16 protein-coding genes are annotated in these 12478 nt (G+C 40.2%); 15 read left to right on the top strand and 1 reads right to left on the bottom strand.

Annotated features, from left to right (window positions below; all coding sequences use genetic code 11):
* Positions 1 to 38: 38 nt before the first annotated feature.
* From rsmG to Q4575_RS06005, 15 genes are all read left to right on the top strand, one after another.
* The gene (rsmG, locus tag Q4575_RS05935; RefSeq protein WP_303521698.1) at positions 39 to 668 is read left to right on the top strand and encodes a 16S rRNA (guanine(527)-N(7))-methyltransferase RsmG; all 630 of its coding nucleotides are present in this window, start codon (positions 39 to 41) and stop codon (positions 666 to 668) included.
* A 39-nt stretch (positions 669 to 707) separates the two neighbouring features.
* Entirely contained in the window at positions 708 to 1499 is a 792-nt protein-coding gene (locus tag Q4575_RS05940) for a ParA family protein (RefSeq protein WP_215964541.1), read from the top strand.
* A 27-nt stretch (positions 1500 to 1526) separates the two neighbouring features.
* Entirely contained in the window at positions 1527 to 2408 is an 882-nt protein-coding gene (locus Q4575_RS05945) for a ParB/RepB/Spo0J family partition protein (RefSeq protein WP_215964540.1), read from the top strand.
* Between the two features lie 538 nt (positions 2409 to 2946).
* A complete protein-coding gene (locus Q4575_RS05950; RefSeq protein ID WP_303521700.1) occupies positions 2947 to 3267 on the top strand; it encodes an ATP synthase subunit I in 321 nt (106 codons plus the stop codon).
* Between the two features lie 27 nt (positions 3268 to 3294).
* A complete protein-coding gene (atpB, locus tag Q4575_RS05955) occupies positions 3295 to 4086 on the top strand; it encodes a F0F1 ATP synthase subunit A (protein ID WP_215964538.1) in 792 nt (263 codons plus the stop codon).
* Between the two features lie 108 nt (positions 4087 to 4194).
* Positions 4195 to 4419 (top strand): F0F1 ATP synthase subunit C, encoded by a 225-nt coding sequence (gene atpE, locus Q4575_RS05960; protein ID WP_215964537.1) that lies wholly within the window; start codon positions 4195 to 4197, stop codon positions 4417 to 4419.
* A gap of 45 nt (positions 4420 to 4464) precedes the next feature.
* Entirely contained in the window at positions 4465 to 4935 is a 471-nt protein-coding gene (atpF, locus tag Q4575_RS05965) for a F0F1 ATP synthase subunit B (protein ID WP_215964536.1), read from the top strand.
* Positions 4936 to 4953: 18 nt separating this feature from the next.
* A complete protein-coding gene (gene atpH, locus Q4575_RS05970; RefSeq protein ID WP_272181186.1) occupies positions 4954 to 5487 on the top strand; it encodes a F0F1 ATP synthase subunit delta in 534 nt (177 codons plus the stop codon).
* Between the two features lie 14 nt (positions 5488 to 5501).
* Positions 5502 to 7043 carry a F0F1 ATP synthase subunit alpha gene (gene atpA, locus Q4575_RS05975; protein ID WP_215964534.1) on the top strand — a complete coding sequence of 514 codons (1542 nt, stop codon included), beginning with the start codon at positions 5502 to 5504 and terminating at the stop codon, positions 7041 to 7043.
* A 65-nt stretch (positions 7044 to 7108) separates the two neighbouring features.
* Complete coding sequence (gene atpG / locus Q4575_RS05980) at positions 7109 to 7969, top strand: F0F1 ATP synthase subunit gamma (RefSeq protein WP_215964533.1); 861 nt, start codon at positions 7109 to 7111, stop codon at positions 7967 to 7969.
* A gap of 27 nt (positions 7970 to 7996) precedes the next feature.
* Complete coding sequence (gene atpD, locus Q4575_RS05985; RefSeq protein ID WP_215964532.1) at positions 7997 to 9379, top strand: F0F1 ATP synthase subunit beta; 1383 nt, start codon at positions 7997 to 7999, stop codon at positions 9377 to 9379.
* Positions 9380 to 9394: 15 nt separating this feature from the next.
* Positions 9395 to 9814 carry a F0F1 ATP synthase subunit epsilon gene (locus tag Q4575_RS05990; RefSeq protein WP_215964531.1) on the top strand — a complete coding sequence of 140 codons (420 nt, stop codon included), beginning with the start codon at positions 9395 to 9397 and terminating at the stop codon, positions 9812 to 9814.
* A gap of 567 nt (positions 9815 to 10381) precedes the next feature.
* A complete protein-coding gene (maoP, locus tag Q4575_RS05995; protein WP_215964530.1) occupies positions 10382 to 10711 on the top strand; it encodes a DUF413 domain-containing protein in 330 nt (109 codons plus the stop codon).
* 146 nt (positions 10712 to 10857) lie between these two features.
* Complete coding sequence (locus Q4575_RS06000; RefSeq protein ID WP_215964529.1) at positions 10858 to 11058, top strand: hypothetical protein; 201 nt, start codon at positions 10858 to 10860, stop codon at positions 11056 to 11058.
* A gap of 52 nt (positions 11059 to 11110) precedes the next feature.
* On the top strand, positions 11111 to 11479 hold the full coding sequence (locus Q4575_RS06005) for an MGMT family protein (RefSeq protein WP_272181184.1): 369 nt from the start codon (positions 11111 to 11113) through the stop codon (positions 11477 to 11479).
* A gap of 13 nt (positions 11480 to 11492) precedes the next feature.
* Here Q4575_RS06005 and Q4575_RS06010 read toward each other — a convergent pair whose 3' ends face one another.
* Positions 11493 to 12407 (bottom strand): hypothetical protein, encoded by a 915-nt coding sequence (locus tag Q4575_RS06010; protein ID WP_215964528.1) that lies wholly within the window; start codon positions 12405 to 12407, stop codon positions 11493 to 11495.
* Positions 12408 to 12478 lie beyond the last annotated feature (71 nt).

Consider the following 12478-nt stretch of genomic DNA (forward strand, 5'->3'; position numbering starts at 1 on the left):
TTAAGCGGTAATTTTAATTTCTTGTATCTCATACACCCATGTTAAAAAACAAACTTACCAAATTAATAGCACAAACAGACCTGAAAATTAGTGACTTGCAGATAGATCAATTAGTCGCCTATGTTGAGTTATTGCATAAATGGAACAAAGCCTATAATTTAACGTCTGTGCGTGAACCTGAACAGATGTTAATAAAACACATAATGGACAGTCTAGTTGTAAGTCCTCACTTACTTTCTGTTACTGATATTAATAATAAGTTTATTGATGTAGGTACCGGACCAGGGTTACCGGGGATCCCACTAGCGATTATAAATCCGGATCTAGAATTCACGTTGCTCGATTCCCTTGGTAAACGAGTGAGATTTATGACTCAAGTTAAACTCGACTTAGGACTTAAAAATATTATTCCTGTACAAAGTCGGGTAGAAGATTTCGAAGGCGAGTTTGCTGGCGTATTAAGCCGAGCATTTGCATCGATTTCAGATATGGTCAATTGGAGTCGTCATCTTGTTGCACCTAATGGCCGATTTTTTGCGTTAAAAGGTCAACTTGCACAAGAAGAAATTGAAGCTTTGCCTGATTTTGTTAAAGTTGACTCAATTGCACCGTTAGTGGTGCCGAATTTAAATGCTGAACGACACTTAGTGTTGCTTAAATCGCAATAGAAAACGTCGCAATAAATTAGAATATGGATCATAGATAACGTGGCAAAAATTATAGCGATAGCCAATCAAAAAGGTGGAGTGGGCAAAACCACTTCTGCGGTCAATTTAGCTGCGTCAATGGCAGCAACAAAGCGTAAAGTTTTGTTAGTCGACTTAGATCCCCAGGGTAATGCAACTATGGGCTCTGGTATTGATAAATATGAAATTGAATTCAGTGCCTATGATCTATTAGTCGAAGATACGCCTTTCGAACAAGTTGTTCAGACAGAAACGTCTGGCGGCTATCACCTTATTGCCGGCAATGGCGACGTCACCGCAGCTGAAGTCAAAATGATGGAAATGTATGGACGTGAATTGCGTTTGAAAAAAGCCTTAGAAAAAATAAAAGACAATTATGACTTTATTTTTATCGACTGCCCCCCGTCACTCAATATGTTAACTGTTAATGCAATGGCTGCGGCAGATTCCGTTATCGTGCCGATGCAATGTGAGTATTATGCCCTTGAAGGGTTAACCGCATTAATGGACACAATAACTTCGCTGGCGAGTGTGTTAAATTCAGAATTAAAAATTGAAGGTATTTTGCGGACTATGTACGATCCGCGAAATCGTTTGGCCAATGATGTTTCAGAGCAACTAAAACACCATTTTGGCGATAAAGTTTACCGTACAGTTATTCCAAGAAACGTTCGATTGGCTGAAGCCCCAAGTTTTGGCTCGCCTGTCATGTATTACGACAAGTCTTCTTCTGGTGCAAAAGCTTATTTGGCATTAGCTGGAGAAATTTTACGTCGGTCGGACAAAGCAGTAAAAGCCGCTGCATCATCATAAACGTCAATTTGTAGTAAAGGAAAAATAATGTCTGCTCGTAAACGTGGATTAGGAAGAGGTCTTGACGCTCTATTAGCGACCCAATCGAATAAAGCCGATCCAACAGGAAATTCAACAGCGCAGCCTAATGACGAAATTGCGGCTGTGTCGAAACTTCCGATTGAAAAATTGCAACCTGGTAAATATCAACCTCGTAAAGATATGTCTCCTGATGCTTTAGAAGAACTTGCCGCATCAATTAAAACCCAAGGCATTATTCAACCAATAATTGTTCGACCTGTTGGCGATGATCAATATGAAATTATTGCCGGTGAACGTCGATGGCGTGCATCTCAAATCGCCCAATTAGACTCGGTACCTGTCATTGTCAAAGATGTTCCAGATGAAGCGGCCGTTGCTATTGCGCTTATCGAAAATATTCAACGTGAAGACTTAAATGCAATGGAAGAAGCGATTGCATTGCAACGCCTTCAAGATGAATTCGAATTAACACACCAAGAAGTAGCAGATGCTGTCGGCAAATCAAGAACATCGGTCACTAACTATTTGCGTTTAAATAAACTCGAAGACGATGTAAAAACCTTAATGGAACATGGTGATCTTGAGTTTGGACACGCTAAAGTGTTACTGGGTTTAGGTGGCGATGAGCAAGTGTTAGCTGCACGTAAAGTTGTCGCAAAAGAACTAACCGTTCGTGAAACTGAAAAACTGGTAAACAGTTTATCGCAGGAAGCTAAGCCAAAAGCAGAACAAGTTAAAGATCCTGACGTAAAACTACTCGAACAACAGTTAGTTGAGAAACTAGGTGCCAAAGTAGAGATATCTTACAATCGAAAAGGCAAAGGAAAAATGGTTATTTCCTATACTTCACTCGATGAACTAGATGGTATTTTAAACCACTTAAAATAAGTCGGTTTAACATTTAAAGATAATATCAGCGGATCCAGTTTATTCGCTGATATAACCATATTTAGATTATTTACTCTAAGTGATCTAAGAAAATATGTTTGTTTATACGCAAAGTAACTGAATAAACATCATTTAATAATCAATATTCACCATGTTTATTTCACTAAATACACTTAGCTGCCAAACTTTAGTTTTAGTAAGTTGCAACAAAAGTGTCATTTTTGTCGCGTTTAGTTAACAAAATCAATGATCTGCCTGTTCGCCGAAATTAATGGTATTCACTGCACGCAACGCGGAAATAGAGCTTAAAGGATAAAGACACAATAAGGTTGGCAAAACTTGCAAATAAACCATTTAAACGTATAATTTCGCGAGTTTTTGACTCTTGATGCACCACAATTTAGCAATTGTGACGTTTTTTAGTTCAGTGGAGTCAGTTTTTGCACCAAGTAGGGTGCGTATGACAAGTTAGGGTAATCGATTTTTGGTACAACATCTTTCCCAGATAAATAGAGTCAAAGCATTTAAGTTTTTGGCTTTGCAAATTAGCATTGGGATGTTGTTAGCGATTACCGTAGGAATTATTTGGGAAGTGCAAGCTGGCCAGTCATTTATGATTGGCGTTATGTTAGATGTACTTCCTGCTTTTATATTTACTATATATGCGTTTCGTTTTAGTGGGGCAAGACAACTACAACAAGTTGCGGCTTCATTTTATCGCGGTGAAACGGTAAAGATAATGTTAACTGGTGCGCTGTTTATTTTAGTCATCAAGACCCTTCCGGTTGTATTTCCGGCGTTATTAGCAGGGTTTGTGATTATGAAAGTTAGCCAGTTTATGCAATCGATTTTTTTTTAATAACTTTAAACTTTTGGGAAATTAACAATGGCTGGTGAACTCACTACACAGGGTTACATCAAGCACCATCTGACCAATGCGTCAGTGGGTGAAGGCTTTTGGACATGGCATGTGGATACACTTGCTTGGTCTATCCTTCTCGGCTTGGTATTCATTCTTTCATTCCGCAGTGTCGCTAAAAAAGCAACTGTCGGCGTACCGGGGAAATTTCAATGTTTTGTTGAAATGATTGTCGAATTTGTTGGTCAAAGTGTTAAAGATACTTTCCACGGCAAAAACCCACTTATCGCACCATTAGCATTAACCATCTTTATGTGGGTATTGTTAATGAATACAATGGATCTTATCCCAGTTGATTTCTTGCCTTCTTTAGCGCAATGGATCGGCGGTCTAATGGGTTATGACCCACACGACGTATATATGAAGGTTGTACCAACTACAGACCTTAATATGACAGCTGCATTAGCGCTGGGCGTGTTTGTCCTAATGATTTTCTATTCGATTAAAATTAAAGGCTTTGGCGGCTTTATGAAAGAGCTTTATGCTCACCCGTTTAATACACCTTGGTTGTACTGGTTTAACTTTATTATTGAAGTTATTTCTTTGCTTGCTAAGCCAATGTCTTTAGCTTTACGTTTATTCGGTAACTTATATGCAGGTGAATTGATATTCATCCTAATTGCTGGTCTGATTGGTGTTTGGCAATTGCCAGCTCACTTTATCTGGGCTGCATTCCACTTATTAGTTATACCGCTACAAGCGTTTATTTTCATGATGCTAACTATTGTATATTTATCGTTAGCTCACGAAGATCACTAATTTTTAAGATTTTATATAGATGGCTAATTACCATCTATAGGACAGGAAGTCCTAACAAGTTTTACTTTTAACTTTAACTTTAACTTAACTAACCATTTGGAGATAAAAATGGATCCAATTATTTACATCGCTGTTGCTTTACTAATCGGCTTAGGTGCACTTGGTACAGCTATCGGTTTCGGAATACTAGGTGGCAAATTCTTAGAATCTGCTGCTCGTCAACCTGAACTAGCTCCACAGCTGCAAGTAAAAATGTTCATCGTAGCGGGTCTAATCGATGCTATCGCGATGATTGGTGTGGCGATTGCGTTATACTTGATGTTCGCACTTTAATTAATTCGTCCATTCCGAACATTAAATTAATTAAGGAGAGCGGTTGTGAATCTTAATGCCACTCTGTTAGGCGAAGCGATTGCATTTATATTCTTTGTCTGGTTTACGATGAAATACGTATGGCCAGTATTGAATGGTGCGATTGAAGAACGCCAGAATAAGATTGCAGAAGGTCTTGCTGCCGGTGAACGTGCAGAAAAAGACTTAGAACTTGCCCAACATAAAGTAACTGAGCAGTTGAAAGACGCTAAAGCTCAAGCTGCTGATATTATTGAGCAAGCCAAAAAGCGTGCGACACAAATCGTTGATGAAGAAACAACCCGTGGACATGAAGAGCGTGAGAAAATCATTGCTCAAGGTCAAGCGGAAGTTGAAGCTGAGCGCAATCGCGCGAAGGAAGATCTTCGTCAACAGGTTTCTGTTTTAGCCATTGCTGGTGCAGAGAAGATCTTAGAGCGTCAAATAGATGCTGCTGCCCATAGCGATATCCTAGATAAACTAGTTGCAGAACTTTAAGCAGAGGAATAGAGCAATATGTCTGAATTGACTACAGTAGCTCGTCCCTACGCTAAAGCTGCATTTGATTTCGCTGTAGAAAGCCAAGCAGTTTCGAATTGGAACGACATGTTATTTTTTGCTTCAGAAGTTGCAAAAAATAGCGACATTGTTACCTTTTTGTCTGGCTCTCACTCACCAGATGCTACTTCTGATTTATTTATCAAAGTATGTGGTGAACAACTGAATGAAAACGGTCAAAACTTTGTAAAAGTATTGGCCGAGAATGGACGATTGATTGCACTTCCGGCTGTTGCTGAAATGTTCGCAGAACTTAAAGCAGAGTACGAGAATGAAATTGAAGTGGAAATCACTTCAGCAATCGAGATGACAAGTGCGCAGGAAACTGCATTATCTTCGTCATTAGAAAAACGTCTAGCACGCAAAATTAAGCTGAATTGCAGCGTTGATAACTCTGTTGTTGGCGGGATGTTAATCAAGGCGGGTGATACCGTTATTGATGCAACAATCCGCGGCAAGTTAGATCGTTTATCACACGTATTGCAATCGTAATTGGGGATTTGAGCATGCAACTTAACTCAACTGAAATCGCCGAACTGATCAAGAAAAGAATTGAACAGTTTGACGTTGTCAGCGAAGCACGTAACGAAGGTACTATCGTATCTGTTACCGACGGAATCATCCGCATCCACGGTCTAGCTGACTGTATGCAAGGTGAGATGATCGAGCTTCCTGGTAACCGCTATGCTATCGCCTTAAACCTAGAGCGTGACTCTGTAGGTGCGGTAGTTATGGGTCCATATGCGGACCTTAGAGAAGGTACAAAAGTTAAATCTACTGGCCGTATTTTACAGGTTCCAGTAGGTGACGCGTTACTAGGTCGTGTTGTAAACACACTTGGTGAGCCAATCGATGGTAAAGGTCCAATCGACGCTGCTGGTTTTGAACCAGTAGAAAAAATTGCACCTGGTGTAATCGAACGTCAATCGGTAGACGAGCCAGTTCAAACTGGTTATAAGTCTGTTGACTCTATGATCCCAGTTGGTCGTGGACAACGTGAACTTATTATCGGTGACCGTCAAACAGGTAAAACTGCGTTGGCAATCGATGCAATCATCAATCAGAAAGATTCTGATATTAAGTGTGTGTATGTCGCTATCGGTCAGAAAGCGTCTACTATCGCTAACGTTGTACGTAAACTAGAAGAGCACGGTGCGTTAGATAATACTATCATCGTTGCTGCATCTGCTTCTGAATCTGCTGCATTGCAATTCTTAGCGCCATTCTCTGGTTGTACAATGGGTGAATATTTCCGTGATAACGGTCAAGACGCACTAATCGTATATGATGATTTGTCTAAGCAAGCTGTTGCTTACCGTCAAATCTCTTTGCTTCTTAAACGTCCACCAGGTCGTGAAGCATACCCAGGTGACGTTTTCTATCTTCATTCACGTCTACTAGAGCGTGCTGCTCGAGTAAATGACGTTTATGTTGAACGTTACACTGAAGGTAAAGTTAAAGGCAAAACAGGTTCTTTAACAGCACTTCCAATCATTGAAACTCAAGCAGGTGACGTATCAGCATTCGTCCCGACTAACGTAATCTCGATTACCGATGGTCAAATCTTCCTTGAGTCTGACATGTTCAACGCAGGTATCCGTCCAGCTGTAAATGCTGGTATCTCGGTATCTCGTGTTGGTGGTGCGGCACAAACAAAGATTATCAAGAAACTAGGTGGTGGTATCCGTCTAGCACTTGCGCAATACCGTGAATTAGCGGCGTTCTCTCAGTTTGCATCTGATCTAGATGAAGCAACTCGTGCTCAATTAGAGCATGGTGAGCGTGTAACTGAGTTGATGAAACAGAAACAATATGCACCAATGTCAATTGCTGAAATGGGTGTTTCATTGTTTGCTGCTGAAAAAGGTTATTTACAGGACATCGAAGTATCTAAAGTATTGGACTTCGAATCAGCGTTAATTTCATTCATGCAAAGTACTTACACTGAGCTTATGGATAATATTGATGCAACTGGTAACTTCAACGGCGAAATCGAAGCAAGTTTGAAAGAAGGCATTGAGAAGTTCAAAGCGACTCAAACTTGGTAATTAGGTTAAGTGAGTTCGCTATTAAAGCGTAACTCACTTTCGTTGAACGTTTATCGGAGAATCACATGTCCGGCGCAAAAGAGATAAAAGGTAAGATCGGTAGTATTAAAAATACTCAGAAGATTACCAACGCTATGGAAATGGTTGCGGCTTCTAAAATGAAGAAAGCTCAAGACCGTATGGCTTCTAGCCGTCCATATGCGAAAACTATGCGTAAAGTGATTGGTCACATTGCACGTGGTAGCTTGGAATTTCGCCATCCATATTTGGAAGAGCGTGAAGTGAAACGTGTAGGTTATGTGGTGATTTCGTCTGACCGTGGTCTGTGTGGTGGCTTGAACGCAAATGAGTTCAAAGCCGTAGCAAAAGATGCTGAAAAGTATTTCAAAGCTGATGTTGAAGTTGACTTCGCTGCGATTGGTACTAAAGCTATCGGCTTCTTTAACCGCTTTGGCGGTAAAGTAGTTGCTGCAAACTCAGGACTCGGCGATGCACCGTCTGTACAAGACGTTGTTGGTTCTGTTCGCGTTATGTTAGACGCTTACAATGAAGGCAAAATCGACCGCTTGTTCGTTGTGTATAACAAATTTGTTAACACAATGACGCAAGAACCGACGATCGATCAGTTATTACCTTTACCAAAATCAGAAGATGAAGACATGTCAGGAAACTGGGATTACATCTACGAACCAGATCCTAAAGTGTTGTTAGACGCTTTATTAGTTCGTTATGTGGAATCACAGGTTTACCAAGGTGTCGTTGAAAACTCAGCTTCAGAGCAAGCTGCACGTATGGTTGCAATGAAAGCCGCTACAGACAATGCGGGTGACCTTATCAACGATTTACAATTGGTTTACAACAAGGCACGTCAAGCAGCCATCACTCAGGAAATTTCTGAGATATGTGCTGGTTCTGCGGCGGTTTAGGTTAACAAAAATTTATGAGGAAATGTCATGAGTCAAGGTAAGGTCGTACAGATCATTGGCGCAGTTGTGGACGTTGAGTTCCCACAAGATGCAGTACCTGCGGTATATGACGCAATACAAGTTACTAATGGTAAGCTTGAAGGCTTAACATTAGAAGTACAACAACAGCTTGGTGGTGGTATCGTTCGCGCAATCGCGATGGGTACAACTGACGGGTTGTCTCGTGGTGCTGTTGTCGTCGGTACTGGCAAAGGAATCGAAGTTCCTGTAGGAACTAAGACCCTAGGTCGTATCATGGACGTACTAGGTAACCCTATTGATGAAGCGGGCCCAATTGGTGAAGAAGAGCGTTATACAATTCACCGTGAAGCACCTTCATATGAAGAACAATCAAGTTCTACTGAACTTCTAGAAACTGGTATCAAGGTTATCGACCTTGTATGTCCGTTTGCTAAAGGTGGTAAAGTTGGACTATTCGGTGGTGCCGGTGTTGGTAAAACCGTAAACATGATGGAACTTATCCGTAACATCGCAATCGAGCACAGCGGCTACTCAGTATTCGCAGGTGTTGGTGAGCGTACTCGTGAGGGTAACGATTTCTACCATGAAATGAACGAATCAAACGTACTAGATAAAGTATCTCTAGTTTACGGCCAAATGAACGAGCCTCCAGGAAACCGTTTACGTGTTGCCTTAACTGGTTTGACAATGGCTGAGAAATTCCGTGACGAAGGTCGTGACGTTTTATTCTTCGTTGATAACATCTATCGTTATACACTAGCTGGTACAGAAGTTTCTGCACTACTTGGTCGTATGCCTTCAGCCGTTGGTTACCAACCAACACTTGCTGAAGAAATGGGTGTTCTTCAAGAACGTATCGCATCTACTAAGACTGGTTCAATCACTTCAATCCAAGCGGTATACGTACCTGCGGATGACTTGACTGACCCATCACCAGCAACAACGTTTGCTCACTTAGATGCTACAGTTGTACTATCTCGTGATATCGCATCAAAAGGTATTTACCCAGCGATCGATCCACTAGATTCATCTTCACGTCAGCTTGACCCATTAGTTATTGGTCAAGAGCATTATGACGTTGCACGTGGCGTACAAACTGTATTACAACGTTACAAAGAGTTAAAAGACATCATCGCTATCTTGGGTATGGACGAATTATCTGAAGAAGATAAACAGACTGTATCTCGAGCTCGTAAGATTGAACGTTTCTTATCTCAACCTTTCTTCGTAGCAGAAGTATTCACTGGTTCTCCAGGTAAATACGTATCGCTTAAAGACACTATTGCAGGATTTAAAGGCATTCTGAATGGTGACTACGATGAACTACCAGAACAAATGTTCTACATGGTTGGTTCTATCGACGAAGCGGTAGAAAAAGCGAATAAATAGAATACGGAGCGTACAATGGCTGCAATGACTGTCCACTTGGATGTAGTAAGCGCGGAAAAGAGATTATTCTCTGGTCTTGTTGAAACATTACAAGTAACAGGTAGTGAAGGTGATTTGGGTATTTATCCAGGTCACGCGCCTTTACTTACTGCCATTAAACCTGGCATGGTACGCGTAGTTAAGCAACACGGAGTAGAAGAGTTTTTCTACGTTGCCGGTGGTATTTTAGAAGTACAACCTGGTAGCGTTTCCGTGTTGGCTGACACAGCTCTTAGAGCAGAAGACCTAGATGAAGCAGAAGCTTTAGCAGCACAAAAATCTGCTGAAGAAGCTATTGCAAATCCAGGCGCTGACTTTGAATATGCTGAAGCAGCAGCTGAGCTTGCTCAAGCTATTGCACAATTACGTGTTATCCAACAAATTCGTAAAGGCTAAATTAGCTTCCTAGAATTTATTTTGATTTACACTTCGTGTTTAGATTGAAAGTTAAAACCCAGCTTAGGCTGGGTTTTTTGTTTTTAGGTGTTTGACTAGCCTACCAACTTTACTTCCATAATTAATTGCACTATTCCGTCGATCCCTCATTTGTAGATAAAGGCCCCTAATGCCCCACAAAGGGCGATGTTTCGGCGGGTAATACACCACAGCTCATTATCTTATATTGACGCTTAAAACGGCTTCTTGCGTGCCTTATTACACATAACACCTGCGGTTAATGGTCCAATTAGACTAGTAGAACCAACCGTTACGGCATAAACGCCTGTAATTTCAGTTTTATGGTTACTTATTTAGCTATTTGGTTAAAAGCAGCCCTTTTGCTAAGGACGGTATTTTTGTAAAAACATGTTGGTTTTAGATTATTCAACTCGTATCTTTTCAATATCGTAGATGTTCTAAAAAAAGACACTTTTCTGTCATGGCGTTGTCTTATTTTCAGCTTATAAATTGCCAAACTGATTAACACTTTGCATTTTATTGTTCGTAAATAGTTAAGGGTAACCCATGATAAATGATATTAGAAAACAGCGAACGCGATTCTATGACGATCTTAATTTCCCTGAAGGGTTTAGACGTTGTGGACTTTTTACCGTCTTAGAAGCAGAATTCCTTACCCAAAATGGCCAACTTTTAAAGGCGTTAGCTGAATGTGCCATTGAACCTATCTTAGATGAAGAAAGAGAATTCGTAGATGCAATCGTTAATGGCGCAACTAGCACGCAATTAAGCGTAAAAGTATGGCGAAAATATCAGTTAGCTATAGAACATAGAAGAGCTAAACGATTTTTTATGTCAGCACATTGTGGAAATGGCCAAATCGCCATAAATACCTAGTAAACAATTGATAATGGCGAGCATAAATTTAGTGCTCAAATTAATATGGCGCGTCGGAAAGGCAAAACTTATTCTGAATATGGGATAAAACTAGAATTTGTTATCGTTCAGGTTAGAATAACCAAAATTAATTTTGAGTGATGGTCATGGTTCATAATATCGCAGTGAGAACTAAGCAAGAACAAGAAGAAATTCAGTACGATTTAATGACGTCTTATTGGGCTTATAAAGAAAAGCGTGGCCTAATGAGTAAACCTGAAATATTTAAATATATTCATCAAAATTACACTGACGTAGGCGTTCAAGAGCACCTTATATCTCGTTATGAATATTACAAAACGCTATAGCGTGTTCTTGCATGGTGAATGGGCGTAAGTCATTGTTCCATATGGAACGTAAGTGTTGTTATTTGTGAGTAGCTTACAAACGTACCAAAAAATATGGTCTGTAGTTCAGCTAATTCCTGTGGGGAAAGTTGCAAGTTACGGTCAAATCGCCGACCTAGCCGGTTTGCCGGGCAGAGCTCGGTTAGTTGGTAAATCAATGCAATTTATTCCCAAAGAAGGTCACAATAATAAACCCGTGCCTTGGTATCGAGTACTCCGCTCGTCGGGTCAATTGGCTTTTACGCTTGGTAGTGAAGACTTTCAACGACAAAAAGCGTTATTGATGGACGAAGGCATCTTTCTTAAGGGCCGAACAGTATCCTTAAAACAATATCAGTGGCATCCAAGTCTTGAACAACTGCTTTTCGAATTAACAAATTAATGTTTAATCAAGTTTAATCAATTTTGAAATCTTGTGGTTGGATGAAATAACGCCCGTCTTTGATCAGTGGATTAGGTGTAATGTAATTGTTGGGTATGGATATATGCACGGTTTTGCTTTCATTTTTAAGCGGATAAACCGATTTTGTTAACTCATGGCGTTTCATTAGGGCTTCTATTTCACCAAGTTGTGCAAGTTTATGCATACCTTCTTCTAAATCTTTACCTAGCTGCTCGTTCTCTTTATTAGTATAAAAATAAACCGCAAATGGGTAATGCAATAATATATTTGGATAGCTGACTAAGTCTGGGTAGGTACGTTTACGCATAACTAACTCATTTTCTGCATCGTGATACCCGCGCGGAAAATAATCACAACGTTTAAATTTTACCATTTTAAATAAGCTTTCATACTGCACTGAAGTTGTGACAGGTAAACCTGCATCTTGCAGTATTTTGGTATCAGGCCAGTGTTCGCCCTGACAAGCAATCATTTTTCGGAGTGCTTTGGCGTTTGTTATCTTATTAAAAGAAGGAAGTGACTCTTTCCGAATAATGAATTTACGAAAACCAATGAGTCCTCTTGTTGTAGGGACTGGGATTGCGCGCAATGTGTGATCTAGCTCTTTACTTGCGCCAAACCAATACAAATTAATTGTTTTACCTTTTTTAAGTTCAGCTTCTGCGCGGCCCTGGGACAAACTAACTTGATTAAGGGTGCGAACTTGGTAGTCACTTCCGCTGACTTGGTTTAACGCAAGATTGATTAATTTAACGTGATAATCATGGGAAATATCAAAAACCGAACGAGGAGCTGGTACTTTAATTATTGTACTGTATGCCAGAGGGCTGGCGGATATGGCAATAAAGAACAAGAGCCGTTTATAAGTTTTTAACAAGGTTAACCCGTAATTTGTAAACTGAGTCACTATAATATAACCCAAAAACTCAAAAACACGCGATATGGAAAGAAAAAAACCATATCAAGTTTGTTAACATT

It is taken from the genome of Psychrosphaera sp. 1_MG-2023, assembly GCF_030548245.1.
GTDB classification, from domain to species: domain Bacteria; phylum Pseudomonadota; class Gammaproteobacteria; order Enterobacterales; family Alteromonadaceae; genus Psychrosphaera; species Psychrosphaera algicola.